The sequence below is a fragment of the Vibrio sp. D401a genome, assembly GCF_030248515.1.
Classification (GTDB): Bacteria; Pseudomonadota; Gammaproteobacteria; order Enterobacterales; family Vibrionaceae; genus Vibrio; species Vibrio rotiferianus.
The window spans coordinates 21,056-44,921 of record NZ_JAHGAI010000070.1 but is presented as its reverse complement, the minus strand read 5'-3'; the positions used below and the strand labels follow the sequence as shown (position 1 = coordinate 44,921).

24 protein-coding genes are annotated in these 23,866 nt (G+C 44.6%); 7 read left to right on the top strand and 17 right to left on the bottom strand.

Going from position 1 to position 23,866, the window contains the following annotated elements; genetic code table 11:
- Nucleotides 1-32: 32 nt before the first annotated feature.
- From KIV41_RS23560 to KIV41_RS23550, 3 genes are all read right to left on the bottom strand, one after another.
- Nucleotides 33-1,397 carry a sodium-dependent transporter gene (locus KIV41_RS23560; RefSeq protein WP_005436738.1) on the bottom strand — a complete coding sequence of 455 codons (1,365 nt, stop codon included), beginning with the start codon at nucleotides 1,395-1,397 and terminating at the stop codon, nucleotides 33-35.
- Between the two features lie 243 nt (nucleotides 1,398-1,640).
- Nucleotides 1,641-2,384, bottom strand: a complete 744-nt coding sequence (locus KIV41_RS23555; protein WP_138944053.1) for a YggN family protein — start codon at nucleotides 2,382-2,384, stop codon at nucleotides 1,641-1,643.
- 60 nt (nucleotides 2,385-2,444) lie between these two features.
- Nucleotides 2,445-2,924 carry a GreA/GreB family elongation factor gene (locus KIV41_RS23550; RefSeq protein WP_252041041.1) on the bottom strand — a complete coding sequence of 160 codons (480 nt, stop codon included), beginning with the start codon at nucleotides 2,922-2,924 and terminating at the stop codon, nucleotides 2,445-2,447.
- A gap of 76 nt (nucleotides 2,925-3,000) precedes the next feature.
- Between KIV41_RS23550 and KIV41_RS23545 the strand changes: the two genes are divergently transcribed.
- A complete protein-coding gene (locus KIV41_RS23545) occupies nucleotides 3,001-4,926 on the top strand; it encodes an ATP-dependent DNA helicase RecQ (RefSeq protein ID WP_285337776.1) in 1,926 nt (641 codons plus the stop codon).
- Here KIV41_RS23545 and dinB read toward each other — a convergent pair.
- Nucleotides 4,923-5,951 (bottom strand): DNA polymerase IV, encoded by a 1,029-nt coding sequence (gene dinB, locus KIV41_RS23540; protein WP_045394109.1) that lies wholly within the window; start codon nucleotides 5,949-5,951, stop codon nucleotides 4,923-4,925. The genes KIV41_RS23545 and dinB overlap by 4 nt on opposite strands.
- 212 nt (nucleotides 5,952-6,163) lie before the next feature.
- Here dinB and KIV41_RS23535 point away from each other — a divergent pair, with 212 nt between their 5' ends.
- Nucleotides 6,164-7,378, top strand: coding sequence for a diguanylate cyclase (locus tag KIV41_RS23535; protein WP_038885207.1), 1,215 nt, complete (start codon nucleotides 6,164-6,166; stop codon nucleotides 7,376-7,378).
- 76 nt (nucleotides 7,379-7,454) lie between these two features.
- Here the strand turns inward: KIV41_RS23535 and nqrM are convergent, their stop codons facing one another.
- The 9 genes from nqrM to KIV41_RS23490 form a co-directional block, all read right to left on the bottom strand.
- Nucleotides 7,455-7,688 carry a (Na+)-NQR maturation NqrM gene (gene nqrM, locus KIV41_RS23530; RefSeq protein WP_005436655.1) on the bottom strand — a complete coding sequence of 78 codons (234 nt, stop codon included), beginning with the start codon at nucleotides 7,686-7,688 and terminating at the stop codon, nucleotides 7,455-7,457.
- A 22-nt stretch (nucleotides 7,689-7,710) separates the two neighbouring features.
- Nucleotides 7,711-8,715: an FAD:protein FMN transferase gene (locus tag KIV41_RS23525; protein WP_285337775.1), complete on the bottom strand. Its 1,005-nt coding sequence runs from the start codon at nucleotides 8,713-8,715 to the stop codon at nucleotides 7,711-7,713.
- 155 nt (nucleotides 8,716-8,870) lie between these two features.
- Nucleotides 8,871-10,094 carry an NADH:ubiquinone reductase (Na(+)-transporting) subunit F gene (gene nqrF, locus KIV41_RS23520; protein WP_009698660.1) on the bottom strand — a complete coding sequence of 408 codons (1,224 nt, stop codon included), beginning with the start codon at nucleotides 10,092-10,094 and terminating at the stop codon, nucleotides 8,871-8,873.
- A 33-nt stretch (nucleotides 10,095-10,127) separates the two neighbouring features.
- Nucleotides 10,128-10,724, bottom strand: a complete 597-nt coding sequence (gene nqrE, locus KIV41_RS23515; RefSeq protein ID WP_005436652.1) for an NADH:ubiquinone reductase (Na(+)-transporting) subunit E — start codon at nucleotides 10,722-10,724, stop codon at nucleotides 10,128-10,130.
- A 7-nt stretch (nucleotides 10,725-10,731) separates the two neighbouring features.
- On the bottom strand, nucleotides 10,732-11,364 hold the full coding sequence (locus KIV41_RS23510; protein ID WP_005450954.1) for an NADH:ubiquinone reductase (Na(+)-transporting) subunit D: 633 nt from the start codon (nucleotides 11,362-11,364) through the stop codon (nucleotides 10,732-10,734).
- The gene (locus KIV41_RS23505) at nucleotides 11,364-12,149 is read right to left on the bottom strand and encodes a Na(+)-translocating NADH-quinone reductase subunit C (RefSeq protein ID WP_010449832.1); all 786 of its coding nucleotides are present in this window, start codon (nucleotides 12,147-12,149) and stop codon (nucleotides 11,364-11,366) included. The genes KIV41_RS23510 and KIV41_RS23505 overlap by 1 nt, the downstream gene beginning before the upstream one ends.
- Nucleotides 12,139-13,380: an NADH:ubiquinone reductase (Na(+)-transporting) subunit B gene (locus tag KIV41_RS23500; RefSeq protein ID WP_010449833.1), complete on the bottom strand. Its 1,242-nt coding sequence runs from the start codon at nucleotides 13,378-13,380 to the stop codon at nucleotides 12,139-12,141. Before KIV41_RS23500 ends, KIV41_RS23505 begins: the two co-directional genes overlap by 11 nt.
- Nucleotides 13,381-13,383: 3 nt before the next feature.
- The gene (locus KIV41_RS23495; protein ID WP_038885204.1) at nucleotides 13,384-14,724 is read right to left on the bottom strand and encodes a Na(+)-translocating NADH-quinone reductase subunit A; all 1,341 of its coding nucleotides are present in this window, start codon (nucleotides 14,722-14,724) and stop codon (nucleotides 13,384-13,386) included.
- A gap of 460 nt (nucleotides 14,725-15,184) precedes the next feature.
- The gene (locus tag KIV41_RS23490) at nucleotides 15,185-15,493 is read right to left on the bottom strand and encodes a BolA/IbaG family iron-sulfur metabolism protein (RefSeq protein ID WP_010449838.1); all 309 of its coding nucleotides are present in this window, start codon (nucleotides 15,491-15,493) and stop codon (nucleotides 15,185-15,187) included.
- 217 nt (nucleotides 15,494-15,710) lie between these two features.
- On the opposite strand from KIV41_RS23490, the gene KIV41_RS23485 reads away from it, so the two are divergent.
- From KIV41_RS23485 to KIV41_RS23470, 4 genes are all read left to right on the top strand, one after another.
- On the top strand, nucleotides 15,711-16,868 hold the full coding sequence (locus KIV41_RS23485; RefSeq protein WP_252041045.1) for a methyltransferase: 1,158 nt from the start codon (nucleotides 15,711-15,713) through the stop codon (nucleotides 16,866-16,868).
- Between the two features lie 28 nt (nucleotides 16,869-16,896).
- Nucleotides 16,897-17,466 (top strand): YajG family lipoprotein, encoded by a 570-nt coding sequence (locus KIV41_RS23480; protein ID WP_010449842.1) that lies wholly within the window; start codon nucleotides 16,897-16,899, stop codon nucleotides 17,464-17,466.
- The gene (locus KIV41_RS23475) at nucleotides 17,466-18,011 is read left to right on the top strand and encodes a peptidylprolyl isomerase (RefSeq protein WP_038885201.1); all 546 of its coding nucleotides are present in this window, start codon (nucleotides 17,466-17,468) and stop codon (nucleotides 18,009-18,011) included. The genes KIV41_RS23480 and KIV41_RS23475 overlap by 1 nt, the downstream gene beginning before the upstream one ends.
- Before the next feature lie 71 nt (nucleotides 18,012-18,082).
- On the top strand, nucleotides 18,083-19,435 hold the full coding sequence (locus tag KIV41_RS23470) for an MFS transporter (RefSeq protein WP_010449846.1): 1,353 nt from the start codon (nucleotides 18,083-18,085) through the stop codon (nucleotides 19,433-19,435).
- A 66-nt stretch (nucleotides 19,436-19,501) separates the two neighbouring features.
- On the opposite strand, the gene KIV41_RS23465 is transcribed toward KIV41_RS23470, so the two are convergent.
- The 4 genes from KIV41_RS23465 to KIV41_RS23450 are packed head-to-tail and all read right to left on the bottom strand — an operon-like array spanning nucleotide 19,502 to nucleotide 22,742.
- Entirely contained in the window at nucleotides 19,502-20,161 is a 660-nt protein-coding gene (locus KIV41_RS23465) for a ChrR family anti-sigma-E factor (protein ID WP_010449847.1), read from the bottom strand.
- Nucleotides 20,158-20,742, bottom strand: a complete 585-nt coding sequence (locus KIV41_RS23460) for an RNA polymerase sigma factor (RefSeq protein ID WP_029561030.1) — start codon at nucleotides 20,740-20,742, stop codon at nucleotides 20,158-20,160. The genes KIV41_RS23465 and KIV41_RS23460 overlap by 4 nt, the downstream gene beginning before the upstream one ends.
- A 45-nt stretch (nucleotides 20,743-20,787) precedes the next feature.
- Nucleotides 20,788-22,149 carry a DUF4397 domain-containing protein gene (locus KIV41_RS23455; protein ID WP_252041049.1) on the bottom strand — a complete coding sequence of 454 codons (1,362 nt, stop codon included), beginning with the start codon at nucleotides 22,147-22,149 and terminating at the stop codon, nucleotides 20,788-20,790.
- Entirely contained in the window at nucleotides 22,146-22,742 is a 597-nt protein-coding gene (locus KIV41_RS23450) for an LON peptidase substrate-binding domain-containing protein (RefSeq protein ID WP_171305683.1), read from the bottom strand. Before KIV41_RS23450 ends, KIV41_RS23455 begins: the two co-directional genes overlap by 4 nt.
- Nucleotides 22,743-23,065: 323 nt before the next feature.
- On the opposite strand from KIV41_RS23450, the gene KIV41_RS23445 reads away from it, so the two are divergent.
- Entirely contained in the window at nucleotides 23,066-23,866 is an 801-nt protein-coding gene (locus KIV41_RS23445) for an outer membrane protein OmpK (RefSeq protein WP_252041051.1), read from the top strand.

Here is a 23,866-nt window from a genome sequence, read left to right as displayed (position 1 = left end):
AGCCCTTTTCTTTTGTGCTTTGCGTAAGTCGATTAGCCGAACGAAGCCCAGATAACTGTCGCTACTAGAATCGGACAAACAAACTTCACGTATGCTGGCCACAACTTACCAAACCAACCTTGAGTGAACTCAGGGCAACCTTGTTCAAGCTCTTTGATTTTCGAATGACGGTTCCATACCCAACCACCAAATAGACAGAACAGTAGCGCCGCCATTGGCTGTAGGTATTGCGTTGCGATGGTCGCAACCATGCCAAACAGTGCGCCGAAGTTAAATACAATAACCACACTGAACAGCGCAATCAGTCCACCTAATACCCAGCTTGTCGTGCTGCGTTTAGTGTTGAATCGCTCACCTACCAGTGCAACTGGACATTCCAGCATCGAGATAGATGAAGTCAGTGCTGCAATCGTCAGTAGTAAGAAGAACACGATTGAGAACAGCTGGCCAAGCAAGCCTAAGCTATCAAACATCAGCGGAAGAACAGTAAATACCAGCGTATCTGAACTTAATAGCGAACCATCTTCTGCATAGATTTGAACGCCTTTTTGCATCGCAACAAACATTGCTGGCATCACTACTAGACCAGCAATAAAGGCAACCGCGGTATCTACCATAGTCACGTTCATCGCCATCTTAGGCAGGTTCTCTTTCTTGCTTAGGTAGGAGCCGTAAATAAGCATCGAACAACCACCAATCGTTAGCGAGAAGAAACCTTGTCCCATTGCTGCAAGGATAAGTTTGCGATCCCATACTTTCTCGAAATCAGGTACCAGATAGTGCTTCAAACCTTCCATCGCACCGTTTTGCGTCATGATGTAGATGAACAGCAAACCAAACAGAACAAACAGTGCTGGCATTAGACGTGTAGACCACTTCTCAATGCCCTGCTTCACGCCGCCTTGTACGATCAAAATGGTTAATACATAAAATGTAATCGTACCAAACAAGTTGCGTTCAACGCTGAAGCCTTTCAACCATTGTGTCGCCGCTTCCATGCCCATGATGTCGGTTACCGCGCCCAACATAAAACAGATCAACCAGCCGCCTACAATCGAGTAAAACGCCAAAACCGCACTTGGTACACTCAGACCAATCCAACCAACTAGGCCACCAAGCTTCTTGCCTACTGGGTTGTCTGTTAGAGAGCGCATACTGTCGACTGGGTTGGCTTGACCATGACGACCGATCGCCATTTCAACCACCAGCATTGGGAATGCAACGATAAGAATCATCACCAAGTACACCAACAAGAAGGCGCCGCCGCCGTTGCTTGCTGCTTGGGTAGGAAAGCCCCAAATGTTACCTAGACCCACCGCGGCACCAGCTGCCGCTAAGATGAAACCAAGGCGTGAACCAAAATGCTCACGAGGCTGAGAAGAAGTTTGTTGCGTCATACCACTCACACAAATATCAATGAACTAGCTGACTAGTACACTATAGCAATATCATCTTCTCAACAAGAGCGATTAGGTTAATTACTCGACAGTTAGAACAATTAGTAGATATTCAGTTTGTAAATTTCTACGTACAACAATGAGCGACTAAAAAACAAAAAGGGCCGTTGATGACTCAACGACCCTTTTTATAAGTCTTAGTGGGTACAGATTAGCGCGCTATTCCACCACTTCCCAAACTTCTTATATTGTGAAGACTTGGTAATCTTTCAGCTCTGGGATCTTCTTCAGTAGGTCTTGTTCTTCACCCGCCATATCATCCAGAGATTCACACAAATCTTCCGCTTGTTTTTCTACGTCTTTCGAGTGTTCTGCTAGGCGCTCTTGTACCTTAGCTTGCAGTTCGGCCATGCTTTCAGACAGCGCAGTTAGGTTCAAACCACCGTCTTCTTTCATCTTGGCAGACAATGCATCAAATGCGCTGGTTAGGAATTCTTTGTTAAAGATTTCTTGTGCTTTTTCGAAGTCTTGTGACCATGATTCAGTCATCGAATCAAAGCTATCAGCAGGCAGAATAAAATCACCATCTTTGTAATAACGCGCTTCCACATCTGCAAAGAAGTCTTTTACTGCGACTTTCACGTTATCAAACGAATCAGGCGCATCAAGGCTGACCGCGATGTCATCTATAATGTCGTTTGCCAATGCTAAGCCATCACTTGCCAGCTGTTTTGCTTGCGGAATGTAAGCGTTCATCTTCTCGCGGTAGTTCTCGATTGCCGCTTTCTGATCATCATCAAGCTCAATCAGCTCGCCTTTGATGAACAGGTTATTGTCTCCGTCGACGACCGCTTTTTCACCATTGGTATGCACGATTTCTAAGTTCTGACCATCCATACGAACTTCGTTGTTAATATCGACGCGACACTGGGCTGCATAGCCACTGGCGCTGATGGTCAACAATGAGAGTGTGAGCAGTTTCTTCATTACTTTCTCTTTTTTCATGGTTATTCTTTTTAACTATAACAAGCAACTATGGATACGATGTCAGCAAACCGTCACGACTTCATAACAAGTTGTTTTATCGCCAATTTTCACATCAATCTCTTCCCCTTCTTCTTTGCCGACCAAGGCACAACCAAGGGGGGATTTCGGCGTGAGAACAAACACTTCTTTGCCTTGCCATTCAACGGTCAATCCACCGGAGCAAGGGCCAATAAAGAACGCTTTTTCAACATCGTTCTCGTCCACTAATTCCACATAAGCACCAACCGCGATACGAGCATCGGAAAAATCACGCAGCACAAGAGTGCGGTACTGGCGAAGCTCTTCTTCACTTTCTTGTACACGCATTGCTTGCCCGTGTGCCAGATATGACGCCTCAAGCGCTAATGTGTCGTACTTATGCTCAGGTACGGTCTCTTCATCGGTCGCAGCGTCAATAGCTCTTTGCGTCGAGGCATGAGCAACTTGCAGTTTATCTTCGAGTTGTTGAATGATTATTTGGACTAAATCGACTTTGTTCATACTTTTAGGGCGCGCGTTTGGCACTCAGGGTGTGTTAATGTAGCCCAGTTTATCATCAAACCAAGGTTTCCCTATTATGCAAAGTGGCTCGCTTCAGCAAACGCTTCAATCCGTGTTCGGGTTTGACTCATTAAGATCCGGCCAACAACCAGTGATTGAAGCAGTAATGAACGGACACTCAGCCGCTGCCATCTTCCCAACTGGCTCAGGGAAATCGCTTTGCTACCAACTTCCTGCTACTCAGTTACCACACCTGACGTTGGTGATTTCACCGCTTCTTGCATTAATGAAAGACCAACTAAGCTTCTTACAAAGCAGAGGCATTGCTGCGGCATCTATCGACAGTAGCCAAAGCCGTGAAGAAGCACAGCAGGTGATGGCTGGTGTGAAGAATGGACATATCAAGATTTTGATGATCTCGGTGGAGCGACTCAAGAACGAACGTTTTCGCGAGTTCATTCGTCAAATTCCGCTTTCTCTAATGGTGGTCGACGAAGCGCACTGTATCTCAGAATGGGGTCATAACTTCCGTCCTGACTACCTTAAACTGCCGCAATACCAACGTGAACTGAATATTCCGCAAACCCTGTTGCTAACCGCAACAGCAACGCCTGCTGTTATTGAAGACATGCAAAGTAAGTTTAATATCGCTGACGAGAATATTACGGTTACTGGTTTCTATCGCTCTAATCTCGAGATTTCTGTGGTGCCTTGCGAGGAAGAAAATAAGCAAACACAGCTGAATGACATCATTGCTGCGGCCCCTAAACTGCCGAGTATCGTGTACGTAACTCAACAGCAAACCGCAGAGCAAGTTGCTAGCTCACTGATTCGTTTAGGCATCAATGCTCACGCTTACCACGCAGGTATGAAAAGCGACATACGCGAGAAAATCCAACAGCAGTTTATGGACTCACAAATCGACTGCATTGTCGCCACAATCGCGTTTGGTATGGGGGTAGATAAATCTGATATTCGCCGTGTTATTCACTTCGATTTACCGAAATCTATCGAAAACTACGCACAAGAAATCGGGCGTGCTGGACGAGATGGGCAGCGTTCGGAGTGTATTCTTTTGGGGAATACCTCTGGCTTAACAGTATTAGAGAACTTTGTTTACGGTGACACACCAGAGCCAAGCTCAATCAATTATGTATTAGAACAAATTCGAGAGAACACGCCTCAGTGGGAAGTGATGGCGCTACGCTTATCTCGCGACAGCAATATTCGCCAACTGCCACTAAAGACCTTATTGGTTTACCTAGAGTTGGCAAAAGTGATAGAAGCCAAATACAGCTATTTCGCGGAATATCGCTTCAAGTTCTTACAAGACCAGTCTTTCATCCTCAATCAGTTCCAAGGTGAACGACGTCAGTTTGTTGAAGCTATTTTTGCTTGTTCAACCAAAGCGAAAGTGTGGTGCCAAGTGGATTTAGAAGCCTTGTGGATGAACTATCAATCTGAGCGTAGTCGTGTAGTTGCGGCGCTTGATTACTTCCACCAAAACGGTTGGATTGAATTAGAAAGCAAACAGCTCACGGATGTGTATTCGGTTCTCCCTGCTAAACAAAATCAAGAAGCGATTTCTCAGCATTTGGCTGAGCTGTTCCAATCCAAAGAACAGAAAGACATTGAACGAATTCATACTATGTTGAATCTGTTCCAATCATCGGACTGCTTGAGCTATCAGTTAGCGCATTATTTTGCTGATCACAATGCACCAACGCAATGTGGCCACTGTTCTGTGTGTCGTGGACAAGTCGCATCGTTCCCTCAGCCACAACAAGTACAACCTGAGTTGACTCACCTATCCGCTTGGGTTGATGAATTTGTCCAACTTTCACCAACGGTGATTAGCAATGCCGCTGTGGCGCGCTTCCTGTGTGGGATCAGCACGCCAATCATTGCTCAGCTTAAAGCCAGCAAACTGCGAGGCTATGGTTCAATGGCGAATGTCTCTTTTGCACTGGTACTAAAACAGGTTGAGTTAGCGCGAGCTTAGAAGAAACTCAATTGGCGCGCTTGTTGTTCAGGCTTGAGCATCACACTCAAGCCTAACAGCCTTATTTCTCGGCCGTTTTGACGCTTGAGAATGTCTCTTAGCAGCACTTTGAAATCTTCGAGTTCAAGTTGAGGATGAATGTGCTCGATCGTTGTGAGTTGAAAATCAGCAAACTTGAGCTTGATCCCCTGCTTGATGATCGATTTATCTGGACTGGCTTTCTCTAAACGTCTCTCCAGTTCAGGGTACAACTTGTCTTCAATCACCTTCCAACACTCATCATAAGTAGCAATGTTTTCGCTGAAAGTGCGCTCTACCCCAACCGATTTACGTTCGCGCTCGACCACCACTTCGCGATCATCAATGCCATGGCTACGCTTCCACAATGACGCACCTTGGCGCCCAAATTGGCGTAACAGCTCACGGTAATCACTGTTTTTGATGTCTTCACATAGGTAGAAGCCTGCTTGGTGTAGTTTCTCCAAACTGACTTTGCCAACACCGGGAATCTTTTCTAGCGGTAGTTTATCCACCACTTCTTGAACCTTCTCTGGCGGAATCACAAACTGACCATTAGGCTTGTTCATATCAGAGGCGACTTTGGCGAGAAACTTAATCGGCGCAATACCGGCAGATGCCGTTAATCCCAACTCAGAGTATATGTCGTTGCGAATTGACTCAGCGATTAAGGTCGCAGAGCCTCGGCACATCTTAGAGTCAGTCACATCCAAATAAGCTTCATCGAGAGACAGCGGTTCTATTAGCGGGGTATATCGCTCAAAAATGGCCCGTATCTGTTGGGAAACTTGTTTATAGACGTGCATTCTACCGGGTACCACGAGTAAGTTCGGGCATAACTGGAGCGCTCGCGCTGTTGGCATCGCACTACGAACACCAAATTTGCGCGCTTCATAATTACACGTACTGATCACCCCACGTTGTTTCTCATGACCGCCGACAGCAAGAGCCGTCCCTCGGTAACTTGGGTTGTCACGCATTTCTACAGCGGCGTAAAAGCAATCCATATCAACGTGAATGATTTTTCTTACTCGTTCTTGCACGATCTACACACAAATAACACTGTTTAAAAAAACAGTGTAGCGATAAATAGGCGCATTTAAAATAGTGTTATCTGGAGCCAGAGCCAAGAATTTTTTCATGGTATTCACCCCACTTTCTATTATTATTGAGCTCTATAACATTAAAAGTAATTTATATACAAAAGTAGGGAAACTTTTTGAGTAAGAGAATTTTGGTTGTCGAAGACAGCCGTGCTTATAGAAATTACCTGCAGCAAATATTAACGAAAGCGGGCTACGAAGTACTTGCTGCTGAAAGTTATGATGAAGCGAAATCAACCTTAGCTTCGCAACCAGAGCTGTTGTGCGCCGTGTTAGATTACTGTTTGCCAGATGCTCAAGATGGCGAAATTATTGATCTGCTGTTATCTCATAACCAAAAAGTTATCGTGCTAACAGCCATGTTCCAAGAAGATATTCGTGAGCAGATGCTAGCGAAAGGTGTATTGGATTACATACTGAAAGACAGCATGGCTTCTGTCTCTTACCTACTTCCTCTCATTAAGCGCTTAACAAATAACCAGCAGCATAAGTGTTTGGTTGTAGACGACTCAATGACTGTTCGCCACCACGTTGTGCAGTTGTTAGAGCACCAATATATCCAAACACTTCAGGCTGAGAATGGCCAACAAGCGATTGAGTTAATAGAACAAAACCCCGACATCACATTTATACTCACCGATCATGACATGCCAATAAAAGATGGTATTACAATGATCCGTGAATTACGGCAGAATTTTGATAAAAACCAACTCGCTATTCTTGGCATCTCCGGAAGTGATGACCACACAATGACCGCTCGCTTCCTCAAAGCCGGCGCTAATGATTTCTTATATAAGCCATTTAATCAGGAAGAGTTTTTCTGCCGTGTTCATCAAATACTGGATATGAAGGAAGCAACAACAGAACTGTTTAGAATGGCAAACCAAGATGCTTTGACTGGATTGTGGAATCGCCGCTTCCTGTTTGGCCAAGCTTGTGATGGTTGCGAAAAACGTAATATTGCCATGTTAGATATCGACTTCTTTAAAAAAGTGAATGATAACTACGGGCACGATGGTGGCGATGCGGCACTCGTTATGGTCGCGAATATATTAAAAATCTATTTCCCGGATGATGTGATTGCGCGTTTCGGCGGCGAAGAGTTTTGTATTCAAGCGTGCGGTAGTTATGAAGATTTTGTGACCCGCTTGGAGCAAATGCGTCAACGAGTGGAGAAGACCCCTATTCCTTATCAAGATAAGAACATTCAAGTGACCATTAGTGTTGGTGTGGCGAGTGTTGAAGGTGATCTTGACCAACAGATTAAAGTGGCAGACGACCGTTTATATCAAGCAAAAGGGAATGGGCGAAACCAAACTATTTATCAGTAAGCCTCTCCTCTTGATATAAAGCCTAAAAAACAAAACCCAGCCATTAGCTGGGTTTTATCATTCTTGCTATCGCTGATTAAGCAATGCGATCTTTTTCCCATGCAGCCAGCTTTTCTGCGCGGGCAGCTTCACGAGCTTCACGCTTCTTACGCGCATCACATGGCTCTGGGCAGTTACATACCTTCTCAATACCAACCGCACCAAGACCACCACAACTGCCTTTTACCACCTTCTTTTGGAAGATGTAACCCACTGCCATCGCTGCAATCACCGCAACAAAAACAGCAAAAGTAATTAGAAATGTACTCATAAGGACATGCTCACTTCTGTTGTTATTTCTTCATGAACGGCTTGTATGCTTCCGAAGCCAGCTCTTTAAAACCATCATCCGTTTTCACAATCATGAAAACAGGAATGTTATTTTCGTTCGCGATTTCCATGCCTTTGTCTTCACCTAGTACCATAAGGCCGGTTGCAAGACCATCAGCCGTCATCGACGATTTATCCAGTACCGTTACAGACACCACTTTATGATGGATTGGTTTGCCTGTTTGCGGATTGATGATGTGAGAGTATCGCACACCATTGCTCTCAAAGTAATTACGATAGTCACCACTTGTTGCAATTGCCATGTCGCCAGGCTCAATAATTTCTTGAATTGAGCGCTCATCAACAGTTGGCTTTTCAATGGCAATACGCCATGGCACACCTTCGCGGTTAATACCTTTCAAACGCATTTCACCACCAACTTCTACCATGTAGTTGTGAATGCCTTGTGATTGTAGGTAATCCGCAACCACATCAACACCCCAACCTTTTGCGATAGTCGATAGGTCAACGTACAAGTTTGGAATGTCTTTCGACATTTTATTGCCTTCAACCGAAAGGTGGTGAATACCTGTGTTTGCTTTACGAGCTGCTAGCTCTTCATCTGTCGGAACCACATCTGGACGCGCTTCTGGACCAAAGCCCCATAGATTCACTAGTGGACCAACGGTTACGTCTAGTGCGCCTAGAGTAAGAGCGTTCAAGCGAATCGCTTCTTTCACTACCGTTGCCGTTTGCGGTGATACTTCAAATGGCTCACTGGTCTGGTGTTGGTTAAAACGGCTAAGCTCTGAATCTTCACGGTAAGTCGACATCTGATCGTTCACTTCCTCAAGTAGGCGATCGATTTCTGTTTGCAAAACTTCAGGCGATGGCAGGCCATCTTGCTCGATGTATTTAATGTTGTATGTGGTACCCATTGTTGGGCCACTTAAATGAACTTGATCTGCAGGCTGTTCACAACCAGCTAGAACCAATAGAGAAGCGAATGCAACAAGCCACTTTTTCACTTGTTTACTCCTATTGTCGTTAAATTGATATGGAAAATGGGTTCTCTCAAGACAAACCGATTTCCTATAGCAACTGTTGAATATGGTTTTTATTTCTACAAAAAATAATGGCTAGCTCTTAGAGAGCTAGCCATAGATTCAATCACTTAGGGGGATTAACCACCGAAGTCATCTAGAAGGATGTTCTCATCCTCTACACCTAGATCTTTTAGCATGCCGATTACAGCAGCGTTCATCATAGGTGGACCACACATGTAGTATTCACAGTCTTCTGGCGCTTCATGATCACGTAGGTAGTTCTCGTAAAGAACATTGTGAATGAAGCCAGTGTAACCATCCCAGTTATCTTCTGGCATAGGGTCAGACAGTGCACAGTGCCATACGAAGTTATCGTTCTCAGCCGCTAGGCCATCGAAGTCTTCTACGTAGAACATTTCACGCTTAGAACGTGCACCGTACCAGAATGACATCTTACGCTTAGAGTGCAGACGTTTTAGCTGGTCGAAGATATGAGAACGCATTGGAGCCATACCTGCACCACCACCAACGAATACCATTTCAGCATCAGTGTCTTTCGCGAAGAACTCACCGAACGGACCTGAAATCGTACACTTGTCGCCTTCTTTTAGAGACCAGATGAACGATGACATGATACCAGGTGGTACATCAGGATTATTAGGCGGCGGCGTAGCGATACGCACGTTCAGCATAATAATACCTTCTTCTTCTGGGTAGTTAGCCATTGAGTAAGCACGGATCGTTTCTTCGTTTACCTTAGACTCGTAACGGAACAAGTTAAATTTGTCCCAATCTTCACGGTACTCTTCAGGTACATCGAAGTCAGCGTACTTAACGTGGTGAGCTGGTGCTTCAATCTGGATGTAACCACCAGCACGGAAAGGCACTGATTCGCCATCTGGAATTTGTAGCTTAAGCTCTTTGATGAATGTCGCTTTGTTATCGTTAGAGATAACTGTACATTCCCACTTCTTAACGCCGAAGATCTCTTCAGGAAGCTCGATGTCCATGTCAGTTTTCATTGCAACCTGACACGCTAGACGCTCACCTTCACGTGCTTCACCTTTAGTAATATGGTCAAGCTCGGTAGGTAGGATGTCACCACCACCTGATTTAACTTTTACGCGACACTGACCACAAGAGCCACCGCCACCACAAGCAGAAGATACGAATACGCCAGCACCAGCTAACGCAGATAGTAGCTTACCACCTGGTTGTGTAACGATCGCCAGTGAAGGGTCATCGTTCACAGAAATTGTAATGTCACCTGTTGGTACAAGCTTAGACTTAGCGAAAAGAATCACTAGTACTAGCGCAAGTACGATCAGAGTAAACATCACTACACCAAGAATAATGTCCATTGACTATTCCTTAATTGTTGCGGTTTACCCGACTTACAGTTGAACACCAGAGAAAGACATAAAGCCTAACGCCATAAGACCTACAGTGATAAACGTGATGCCTAGACCACGTAGACCTGGAGGTACATCTGAGTACTTCATCTTCTCACGGATACCTGCAAGAGCGACGATCGCTAGCATCCAGCCCACACCAGAACCGAAACCGTAAACAACAGATTCAGCAAAGTTGTAGTCACGTTGTACCATGAAAGATACACCACCGAAGATCGCACAGTTTACTGTGATCAGCGGTAGGAAGATGCCTAGCGCGTTGTACAAAGGTGGGAAGAAACGGTCAAGAACCATCTCTAGGATCTGTACAAGTGCTGCGATTACACCGATGAAGGTGATGAAGTTTAGGAAGCTAAGGTCTACGCCCTCAACTAACGCGTTCTCTTTCAGAACTAGGTTGTAAACTAGGTTGTTCACAGGAACCGCGATAGTTAGTACTACCACTACTGCAACACCTAGACCGAAAGAGGTCTTAACTTTCTTAGATACGGCAAGGAAAGTACACATACCTAGGAAGAAAGACAGTGCCATGTTTTCGATGAAAATCGATTTAACTAGCAGACTGATGTAATGTTCCATGACGCCCTTACTCCTTCGCTTCTACTTGTTCTGGTTTCAGAATACGGATTACCCAGATTAGGAAGCCGATTAGGAAGAATGCAGATGGTGCTAGTAGCATCAGACCGTTTGGCTGGTACCAACCACCGTTGCTCACTAGAGGTAGAACTTCCATGCCGAATAGCTTGCCTGAACCGAATAGTTCACGGAAGAAACCTACAGTGATAAGAACGAAGCCGTAACCTAGACCGTTACCGATACCATCAATTAGCGATGGGATTGGCGCAGATTTCATTGCGAATGCTTCAGCACGACCCATTACGATACAGTTCGTGATGATAAGACCTACGAATACAGATAGCTGTTTAGAGATATCGTATAGGTAAGCTTTAAGCACTTGGTCTACCACGATTACTAGCGATGCGATGATTGCCATCTGAACGATGATACGCACACTGTTAGGAATGTGGTTACGGATCAGAGAAACAGAGAAGTTAGACAATGCAGTTACGAAAGTTACCGCTAGTGTCATTACAAATGCTGTTTCTAGTTTAGTTGTTACTGCAAGAGCAGAACATACACCAAGAACCTGCAGCGCGATCGGGTTGTTGTCCAACACCGGCGCCATAATGCTCTTTTTAATGTTTTGTGCGCTAGACATTAGTTCAGACCTCCGTCACGAACTTTTGCTAGGAAAGGACCAAAGCCCATGTCACCTAACCAGAAGTCAAATGTACCTTGAACACCGTTACCAGTTAGTGTCGCACCAGATAGGCCATCAACGCCGTGTTCAGAACCTTCTGGAGCACCACCTTTAACAATCTTGATTGCTGGTTTGTGGTTCTCGTCGAATAGTTTCTTACCAACGAATTGAGCACGCCATGCTGGGTTTTCTACTTCACCACCAAGTCCAGGAGTTTCACCTTGCTCGTAGTAAGTAATACCAGACACAGTGTTACCGTCAGTTTCAACCGCAACGAATGCGTACATCATAGACCATAGACCGTTACCGTGAACTGGGATGATAACTTTAGAAATGTCATCACCACTTTTCACTAGGTAAACGATACCTGTGTTAGCACGACGTAGGATCTTAGCTTTGTCTTCATCAGCCGTTAGCTTGATAGACTCAGCAGGATCTTTAGCTGCTTTACGTTGGTCGTAGTTAGCTGCTGTAGAGCCGTCTTCAGCTTTCTCTACAAAGTCACCCGTTTTGAAATCAACTAGACGAGGTTCAATGTATTGTGCAAATAGCTCAGGTACTTTTTTACCGTCTGCTTCAATGCCAGCAACTTCTACAATCTTAGATTGCTTATCTAGGACAGCGTTAGCTTTTTGCTTGTCACGCAGGCCTACGGCTGCTGTTGATACGATGATTGAACAAACAAGGCTCAACCCGATAACAACACCCAGCGTCTTTTTAATGCTGTCGTTATTACTTGCCATAGCGTGCTAGTCTCCGCTTGATGTTCTTCTCAATAACCACATGGTCGAACAGAGGTGCGAATAGGTTCGCGAATAGAATCGCCAGCATCATACCTTCAGGGTAAGCTGGGTTAACTACACGAATCATCACACACATTGCACCGATTAGGATGCCGTACCACCACTTACCGCCATTGGTAAATGAAGCTGATACAGGGTCTGTTGCCATGAAGAACATACCGAATGCAAAACCACCTAGAACTAGGTGCCAGTGCCAAGGCATGTTGAACATTGGGTTGGTGTCAGAGCCAATCACGTTGAATAGTGTTGACACTGCAATCATACCGATCATTACACCCGCAATGATGCGCCACGAAGCGATTCGCATGTATACGATCATCGCTGCACCGATCATTAGAGCTAGAGTCGATACTTCACCAATTGAACCAGGGATGTTACCGATGAAAGCATCCATCCAAGTGATAGGAGCGCCAGTGATGTTGTTGATCAACGCGCCGCTACCGCCGTGAGCCCATTGGCTAAGAGCAGTTGCACCAGAGAAGCCGTCAGCTGCTGTCCATACTACGTCACCCGAGATTTGTGCTGGGTAAGCAAAGAATAGGAAAGCACGACCCGCAAGAGCAGGGTTCAAGAAGTTACGACCTGTACCACCGAAGATCTCTTTAGCAACAACAACACCAAATGTGATACCTAGTGCCGCTTGCCATAGAGGTAGCGTTGGTGGAACGATAAGTGCGAATAGGATAGAAGTTACAAAGAAGCCTTCGTTAACTTCGTGCTTACGCACCATACAGAAAAGTACTTCCCAGAAGCCACCAACAATAAATACTGTTGCGTAGATCGGTAGGAAGTAAGTCGCACCTAGTAGCATCTTACTGCCAACACCAGCTTCAGCACCGATGGTGCCGCCAAACATTTCTGTTAGCCAGTAGTGCCAGTTACCTGCGATAACTGTCGCTAGTTGATCACCAGCGTACATGTGGTTAAGTGCTGCGATAGCTTGGCCACCCGCGTTGTACATACCCCAGAACATTGCTGGGAATACCGCGAACCAAACCATGATCATGATACGTTTTAAGTCAACGCTATCACGAACGTGCGAGCTACGTTTTGTTACTAGACCTGGCGTGTAGAAAAGTGTTGCTGCTGCTTCGTACAGTGCAAACCATTTTTCGTGTTTACCGCCTGGTTCAAAATGATGCTCGATATCCTCTATGAATTTCTTAAGCATGGATTACCCTTCCTTCACAATGGTATCTAGGCATTCACGAAGTAGCAGACCGTACTCGTATTTACCAGGACATACAAAGGTGCACAATGCCAAATCTTCTTCATCCAGTTCAAGTGCACCCAGTGCTTGAGCACTGTCAGTATCACCGGCACATAGATCACGAAGTAGCAAAGTAGGTTCCATATCAAGTGGCATTACACGTTCGTAGTTGCCGATTGGAACCATTGCACGATCACTACCGTTAGTTGTCGTTGTCATATTGAACAACTGACCTTTAAAGATGTGACCAAGGAAAGATTTTGTGATTGAGAATTTGTTTTTACCAGGAACAGCCCAGCCAAACAGTTCTTTCTCACGACCTTCACGCAGGACAGAAACCTGCTGATGGTAACGGCCAAGGTAAGCATGTGGACCAGACGCTTGTGTACCAGAAAGTACCGAGCCTGAAATCACACGAACTTCGCCTGGCATCAATTCGCTGTCAGTTAGGTCTTCAAGAGAAGCACCTACAACAGTACGAAGAAGACGTGGGTTATTCACTACAGGACCAGCAAGAGATACAACACGATCTGTGTATAGCTCACCAGTTAGGAATAACTTACCGAACGCGATAACGTCTTGGTAGTTGATGCTCCAAGCCACGTTTTGTGCATTTACTGGGTATAGGAAATGCATGTGGGTGCCAGCAAGACCTGCTGGGTGAGGGCCATCGAAGACGTGTTCTTCTACGTTAGACTGAGAAGAGCGTGGCAAGCTAGTGCCAGATTTACATACGTAAACCTTGCCTTCTGTCAGGGCTGAAAGAATGTCTAGACCTGCAACGAATGCTTCTTGTTGTTCATTGATGATCAACTCAGGCTGTGCTGCTAGTGGATTAGTATCCATTGCAGTTACGAAAATAGCCTTAGTAGCAGACTCGATTGCTGGAACCTTGCTAAACGGACGAGTACGTAAAGCGGTCCAAAGGCCAGATTCAACCAATTGAGTCTTGATCACTTCGCGATCTAGACCTGCTAGTTGAGCTGCTTCGAACTTATCAAATGTAACCTGCTCTTCGCCTGCCACTTCAATCACTACAGATTGAAGTACACGCTTAGCGCCACGGTTAACTTCGATCACTTTACCGGCTGCTGGAGCAGTGAACTTAACGCCAGGGTTCTTCTTGTCTTCAAAAAGAACTTGCGCTTTTTTCACTTCATCGCCAACGCGGACATGCATGGTAGGACGCATGCCAACGTACTCTTCGCCAAGCAAGGCGACTTTTTTGATGGTCTTACCATCATTAATCACCTGGGATGGAGCTCCTGCGATAGGAAGATCCAAGCCCTTCTTTATTGTAATCATACGCACTTGCACTACTTTTATCGGGAAAAAGATTCTTTTGATTGCGTAACTTTTAGACACGACATCAGTGTCCGGTTTTGATGCTGTTTAAAACACCAAAATCGCAACATCCTATTAAAAATCTCATCACATTTTTTGAGCGAGATTTATCAGGTGCAGTAGTCTAGCATTTTTTGGGAACTTGATGCCATGACCAATGATAGCAATAGTGGTTTTATTTCGACCGAATCAGATCTAAAAGGCTAAAGAATAGTCATAAGTTTGAACCATCGCACAATTGCATCGTCCTCTACGAATACCTATTTAGTGATATATTCATGGTTTGAAACAAACAGAAATTTCTATTTATTTGTTGAAACACTGTTAACACATTTTTTAACCAGCTTTTGTACCACATTGTGTCCCCGTAAAAATGTAAAATAAAAAAAGATGACTCTCGTCATCTTCTTTTATCAATACTTTAGCGCCCTCCGCCCATGCACATTGGGCTATCTGGCGCACCATTTTGTTGCTCATGCCACTCAGCTTCAGTGTAAGTATGAATCGCCAAAGCATGAATGTGATTATCAAGTTCATCAGCCAAGATTTGGTTAACTTGTCGGTGACGACCAATTAAACGCTGACCGTCAAAAGCATTACATACGACAATCACTTTAAAGTGGCTTTCTGAGCCTGGTGGAACATTATGCATGTAGCTTTCGTTAATCACTTTTAGGTAACTAGGCTGCAGCTCACTATGTAGCTTCTTTTCTATGATTTCTTGGATCATATTACGTCCTCGCAAATACGAATTATGCAAGTATATACGCAACTCATTCAAACAACGTACAACTGGTTTAAATTTCAAAGAGCCTTCACACTTCTTTGCCTGTATCACGTGCAGCGCTAAAACACGAGAAACAGAGAATTGACAGCTTTTTAGTATCTTGTCCCGCTATCATCTGCGACAATACCAGCTGTATGTTACAACTACCCTTAACTCACTTATGAAAACCGAACTGAACCTTCACGATAGAAGTCTTACACTTCATCGCTTCCCAAAGCGCGCTAATGAAACACTTCAAGCTTGGGATGCGGGAGATGAGTACCTAATTAACCACGTGGAAGAACTGGATCTGCCGACCAATCAGAACATACTTATCATCAATGATAGTTTTGGAGCATTGGCATGCTGGTTTTCAGAAAAGCATAACGTCACATCGATAAGCGACTCATTTGTCTCTCAAAGAGGAGCTCAACTGAACTTAGAGAATAATCACTGCAATAGCGTGACTTTTGACTCAACCATCAGTGAAATTTCCAACCAAACCGATATCGTTTTGCTTCAGTTACCCAAAAGTAATCGTCATCTAGTTTGGTTGTTGAGCCAACTACGTAAAACACTGCCCGTATCGTGCCCTATTATCGCAGTAAATAAAGCGAAAGATATTCATACATCAACGCTCAAGTTATTCGAAAAGCACTTAGGCGAAACAAAAACGTCTTTAGCTTGGAAGAAGCATCGCTTAGTTTTTTCTGCTGCCAATGCACAACCCGTTATCACAGTTGACCCTTTTACGGTTTGGGGTGTCGAAGGTGAGAACATACAACTAAAAAATCTGCCAAATGTTTATTCAGGCGAAAGCTTAGATCTGGGTGCCCGCTTTATGCTTCAGCATATTCCGCAAGATCCTAAAATCAAAAGTATCATCGACCTTGGATGCGGTAATGGTGTGTTGTCAGTAAAAGCAGGACAACTCAACCCAGGCGCTCAGTTAACGCTCGTTGACGAGAGCTTTATGGCTATCGAGTCTGCCAAACAGAACCTTATTGATAACCTAGGTGCCGAGCATCCCGCCCAATGCATCGTCAATAACTGTTTAGATGGCTTTGAGCACAATAGTGCAGACTTAATCATGTGCAACCCACCATTTCATCAACAACAAGCTATTACCGACCATATTGCTTGGCAAATGTTCTGTGATGCGAAACAAATTTTGAACCAAGGTGGTAAATTACAAGTCATAGGTAATCGCCATCTTGGTTACGACGCTAAGCTGAAACGCTTGTTTGGCGATAAAAATGTGAAACTTGTCGCTTCTAACAGCAAATTCGTAATTTTACAGGCGACAAAAGATCCTGCTAAATTAAGCGTTATGCAATAAAGCTATGACTTTAAAAAGGAATAATAAGATGAAAAAACTGGTATTAGCAGCTTCAGTTGCCCTGCTTGCTGCCTGTTCAGCTCCACAGCAGCCACAATTGAACCTTATGCCTCAAACAACTTTGAGCACGAATTCAATTGTACAGGGAAAAACCTACAGCTTAACCAGTAAAGACGTCCGCGCTGCACAATATGTGGCATTGGTTGATAACGGCCGTTCAAATATTTTACCTCTACACGCAAAACAAAACCTTAGAATCACTCTTGAAGACGCATTTGCTCAGCAATTTGCTTCTCAAGGTTTCCGCACCGACCTCAATAGCAATAACTCTATCGAACTAGAGATCCAAGAAGCGCTTATCAATGTGAAACATTCAGTCATGGAAAATGAGATGGATGCGAAGGTCGTTATCGAGATCACTGCAGAAACACCTGAAGGTAAATTGGTTAAGACTTACACGGGTACCGCTAAGCGCTCGGGTACATTAAGTGCCTCTGATTCAGACATTGAAGAAACGCTTAATGATGTTATTAGTTTAACCTTAAAAGAAGCTGCGAATGATTCTGAACTTCGTCAGTACATGCAGGAGCGATTCTAATGCTACGTAAAGCGATTCTTTCTCTTGCGCTATTGAGCTGCAGCGTTTTTGCGGGCCCAAAAGTCGCGTTTGAAACCACGTTAGGAAACTTTACGGTGGAGCTAAACGAAGAAAAAGCACCAATAACCGTCGCAAACTTCCTGAAATACGTAGAAGATGGCAGTTACGAAGGTACGATTTTCCACCGCGTAATCCCTGGCTTTATGGCACAAGGTGGTGGCTTTAACCAAGATATGCAAATGGTTCAAACGTACGCTCCAATCAAAAACGAGGGTAACAACGGTTTAAATAACGACCGTGCAACCATCGCAATGGCTCGTACCAATGCTCCCGATTCAGCTACTCGACAATTCTTCGTTAACCTAGTAGACAACGATTTCTTGAACTACGGCTCTCGCCCACCAGGTTATGCCGTGTTTGGCGTTGTTACTGAAGGCTTCGATGTCATTGAAAGCATGGCGAAACAACCAACCAAATCCATTGGTCGGATGCGCGATGTCCCAGAGACACAAATCGTCATCACCAAAGCAACACTACTCAAATAGCCAAAATCATAAGCCCTTTGAATATTCGAAGGGCTTTCTCTTTTAGCGGCTCTATTTTAACGGATTGATTTATGTCTTCATTACCTTCCATCACTTGGTTGGAAACGGTAAAAAGTTACCTCGATAAACGCCTACTTTGGGTTTTCATGCTTGGCTGCTCAAGTGGCTTTCCATGGGTGCTTATTGGTTCAAACATGTCAGGCTGGCTCAAAGATGCTGGCTTAACGTTATCGGCAATCGGTTATTTCGGTAGCGTTTTTGCAGTTTACGCAATCAACTTTTTATGGGCGCCATTAGTTGATCGTGTCAAATTACCTGTTTTGCATCGTTTACTAGGGCAGCGCCGAAGTTGGATTTTTCTTTGCCAAAGTATCGTGCTAGTTGCGACCTTATTTATTGCTGATGTGAACCCAGCAGAGAATTTGATTTTCACCTCTATGCTTGCTCTATGTATAGCAACAGCATCGGCAACCCAAGACATCGCTATTGACGCTTTTCGTATTGATACCTTCCCGAAAACAGAAGACTCAAAATTGCCTCAAGCTTCAGCAATGGCAGTAATCGGTTGGTGGACCGGTTATTCGCTACCTGGTTACCTTGCATTTATTAATGCAGATACTGTGGGATGGAACGGCGTCTACTACGGCATGGCAATGATTGTTGTTCTGCTCATGATTTTTACTCTACTGGTTGGTGAGCCAAATACTCAGCGAGAACAGCTTCAACGAGAAGCAGAACAACGCCATAAAGAAGTTGTAGGCTCTAAGTTAGTTGCTTGGTTCACTGTAACCGTCGTTGAGCCATTTTTGGACTTCTTTAACCGTAATGGAGTTCGGGTCGCTATCACGTTGCTACTGTTCGTCTTTCTATTCAAAATTGGTGAAGCGTTCTTAGGTCGTATGTCGATTGCCTTCTATAAAGAGGTAGGCTTTAGCAATGAGCAAATTGGCTACTACTCTAAGCTCATTGGATGGGGCGCAACTATGGTATTCACGTTTGTAGGTAGTATGTTCAACGTGAAGTTCGGCATTGTAAGAGGCTTGATGATTGGCGGCATTGCGATGTCAGCAAGTAACCTCATGTTTGCTTGGATTGCGAAAGTTGGCCCGAGCGAGCATTTATTCTTAGCAACGATCTTTGTGGACAACTTTACAACGGCATTCTCTACCGTTGCTTTTGTATCGTTCTTGACGGTGCTTACTGGGCAAGCTTTTTCAGCAACTCAATACGCTCTATTAGCTTCACTTGGTAACTTTGGCCGAACCACTCTCGCTTCTTTTAGTGGCGAACTCGTTGACTACTTGAATGATTGGACAACCTTCTTTGTTCTCACCGCTTTGATGGTAATTCCGAGTTTAATCATGCTTTATTCACTGCGGCACTACTTCACTGAGTTGCTCGAAAAAGCAAGACAAAGAGATTAAGAAGAAATAATGAAAAAAGCCACCGAACATCGGTGGCTTTTTGATTGGGGTCTGTTGAAGCAATATCTAAGGGTACATGCCCTTTCCAAACATATTGAAAATTCGAGCTACACCTTGTGTAAAAATCATCGGCTCCGTCAGGACTGTTAAACATAAACAGTCTTCTCCAGGCTTCGTGAACGGACTATGCTTAACAGTGGCGTCCTTGACCAGCAGATCACCAGCCTCGTAATGGCCGTCCTCGTCACTAAAACCACCATGTAACACTAAGGTCGATTCCAAGCCTTTGTGAGTGTGCTGAGGAATCCGTACATCTTCACCGATGTACATAAGATTGACGCGAGCATCTTCTCCAAGATCTAACTGAGCGCTATAAACTTTGCCGCCGTAACTTTTCCAATCACTGACTAAGTCAGAAAACCGACTCAGTGTTTTTGGTAATGTGAAGTCTTTCCCTGCGACTTGAACTTTAGCCTGTTCTAGCACAATGATATCGTCAGACACCGCTTCTGCACACAATATTTCATCAAGCATGGTGTCAAACTCTTCTCCATACTCTGTAGGAATATCACTCACAAGCACGGCCTGAGCAGCCTCTACTTGGTTTACATATGCACGGCAGTCGGAGCAAGTCTCTAAATGCGTAGCGACAACTAAGCCAGAAACTGCGTCAATACTTCCCGAAGCATATGCCTCTAACAGGTTTTTATCTGGATGTTTGTTCATAATTGCTCCGTATGCATTGAATGCCTCAATTTCTCAACTGCAAGCCTCAGCCGAGATTTCACCGTGCCTAGGGGGATCTCAAACATTTCTGCAACTTGCTGATGTGGTAACTCTTCCAAATACACCGCTCTTAGCACATCTCGCTGATTCTTGGGTAAAATCTCCAAGAACTTCACAACTTGCTCTTTTAGCATATCTTGCTCTGGTGAGTAATGGTCGACCAAATCAGGCGGGTAATATTCTGAAGGCCAAATGTCATCAGAATGAATATGTAACTCCTTCCCTTTCTGCTTTCTCAGCAAGTCAAAGCAAAGGTTACGCAATATTGTGTAGATCCAAGTGGAAAGAGCACTTTTTGCTCCGTCGTACAAATGTGCTTTCTGCCAAACGGTCGCCATAGTCTCTTGAACCATTTCCATTGCAACCTGCTCGTTTCCAACATGTTTGTAGGCGAACTGCTTAAGCTTCGGAGCATAGAAACGGAAAACGAAAGCAAAAGCGGCTTTATCTCTCGCTTTTACTTTATCCATATAGTCGTTCCACTCGCTTCGCCCAAGCTTCTGCGGGCTATCACTCATCATAATCAGCCTTTTAAGGGGAGGAGTTTCCTCCTCCCTTCCTTTTCCCTAATCTGTGATGTCATCAACAATGAGGTTAAAACCATTATTATTACCATCGTCGATGGCGATCACTTGATACACAACACCGTTTGTTACAGTAAGTGGCGCTGAATCAATGGCCACTATAGACGGCTCACCAGCAACAGTAACTGTAACGTAATAAGAACCTTCAGCGATGTACACACCTTGAACACTGTCTTTATACGCAAAGTTCGCTATTGCTGGATCACTTCCTTCTATGCCTGTGCTCGCGGTGAGATAGATATCTACCATTTCAGCGACTGGATTTGCGGCAGCATGAGTAACATTTAACGTTGCACTGGTTACTACAGATCTACGCATATCTTCAACAACGAGAGGTTCAACCATAGTAGATGCCATTCCTACGGCATAGATACTGTAATCCATACCGCCCATCAAAGGGACACCATCTGCATCAATGATGGTCGTTCCAGAAGCCTGATCGATGACATCGATGTCGTAATCACCAGAATCAAGCCCTAGGTAACTACCTACGCCCGGAGTAGTTCGTTCAGGCGCGAACTCAGGATTAGAGAGCATTGCAAATGGCGCTCCATTCACGTTGACATCGACAGTACCTGCGTCTTCAACTAAATGGCCAACTCGTACTTCCGCTTTACTCCCCGTATCCTCAATTATAGAAGAACCAGAACCATCCAATACCAACAACTTCACTGGAGAAGTGCTGTCTGAATCTCCCGTTTTGATAGCTGCAATGGTCAAATTTGCATTTGCCGGCAATGGGATTGAGCCTGAATCAAAGGCAACCGAATCGCCCACAGCCAAACGCACTTGGTAATTGTCAGCTGGAATATTCAGAACATCAGTTGAGTCTTTATAACCTAGCATTGCAACGGGCGTTGACATAGACAAGTCTGCGCCAGGAGCCGTTACATAAACATTCACTGGCGGTATCTCCGCCGCCGCATGCACTATTTGAACGTCCAAGTTATTTTCATCCGCCATAGAAACTGCGCTACGAGTGACCACTAGAGGCTCAACAGTACCTTCCGCGGCATCACCCACGACAAATGCTGTATATTTGGTTTCGCTGTTTAGGTCCAACATCGTCTCTGGAACAACATTCAACACTTCACCGCCTGGTAGTTGTACATCTACACGAACCGTATTTTCTCCCGCCATTAACTTGACATAGCCAGAGCCAACACCGTAATCAACATCAGTAAGTGCTGCGTTACCGTTTATCCATACATTTGCTAAAGGGGCATCTGCAGAAGCATGAACAGCTTGTAGGTTTGAATACTCAATTGTGTCACTGTCTGAGCCACAAGCAGCCAAGCCAATAGCAGTAGCCAAAGTCACTGCGGCTTTCGTAAGTCCTTTCATATCCTAGTCTCTCTTTCATTTGGGGCTTCAATGGCATGTGTGAGAAACGTCAGAGCATCAATGCAATCATCCGCACCTACTAACTTTTCAAACAATGAACGGTCGAGTGGCAAAAGCTCCAACCAGCGCTGGGTAACCCAAGAAGGATCATCATAAAAGCGGTGTTGATACAGGTTACCAAGTTGGGGGAATTGTTCGTAAACGTGAGCGAGTTGCGTACTCAAATGAAGAAAGTCTGGATAGGAGTGGGGCTGTTGCCAATTTTCCATCCATTCAACGTCAGCATGACGAAGACCATCAAAATCAGAGCGCACACGCTTCACTCGGAAGCGTCTCTCTCCAACGACCGTAATGCCAAGAAGCCCATCACTGAGTGTTTCGAAATCAACGATGGTCACCAAAGTACCGATGGACGAAACGTTTCCCGCTGCTCTCTGGTCACTATCGTTACCGACCAAGCAAACCCCAAACCCAATGTTCTGTATGCTGCATTCTTTCACCATACGTTTGTAACGCGGTTCAAAAATACGCAGATTCATTTTCCCTTCGGGTAGTACAACCGAGGTTAATGGGAACAACATCACTTCATTCATTAAATCGTCCTCTTTGATTCAATAACTCATACGAGGGACGTATCAGTCAGATCACTAACGATTTATGTTGGTTAAACGACTGGCTTAAAATGTCATAAAATCGCCCGCGCAAACGATCTAAATCACACTATTTATGCAAAAACATGCAACAACATAAAAGTTCCGTTATTAAAATTAGTTTCGTGACAAACATCACCAAAAACCTTCATTTTTGCATCCTTTATCACTTTCATTTGCGATTTTTATCGCTATTATCCCTGCCAATTGGAAAGCGCAGCAAAGATTGCGTGTTCTGAATCATTACAAACATAGAGAGTCCCCTTATGCGTAAATCACTTCTAGCTCTTGGCCTTCTAGCGGCTACTTCAGCTCCAGTAATGGCTGCAGATTACTCTGACGGCGACATCCACAAAAACGATTACAAGTGGATGCAATTCAACCTTATGGGTGCATTTGACGAACTTCCAGGCGAGTCATCTCACGACTACCTAGAAATGGAATTCGGCGGCCGCTCTGGTATCTTCGATCTTTACGGTTACGTTGACGTATTCAACCTAGCAACAGACAAAGGTAGCGACAAAGCTGGCGCACCTAAAATCTTCATGAAGTTCGCTCCACGTATGTCTCTAGACGGCCTAACTGGTAAAGACCTATCTTTCGGTCCAGTTCAAGAGCTTTACGTAGCAACTCTATTTGAGTGGGACGGTACTGATTACAAAACAAACCCATTCTCAGTAAACAACCAAAAAGTTGGTCTAGGTTCTGACGTGATGGTTCCATGGTTGGGCAAAATCGGCCTAAACCTATACGGTACTTACCAAGGTAACAACAAAGATTGGAACGGTTTCCAAATCTCGACTAACTGGTTCAAACCATTCTACTTCTTCGAGAACGGTTCATTCATTTCTTACCAAGGTTACATCGATTACCAATTCGGTATGAAAGATGAGTACTCTACTGCTAGCAACGGTGGTGCAATGTTTAACGGTATCTACTGGCACTCTGACCGCTTCGCAGTTGGTTACGGCCTGAAAGGTTACAAAGACGTTTACGGTATCAAAGATACTGACGGCTTCAAATCTACTGGCTTCGGTCACTACCTAGCTGTAACTTACAAGTTCTAA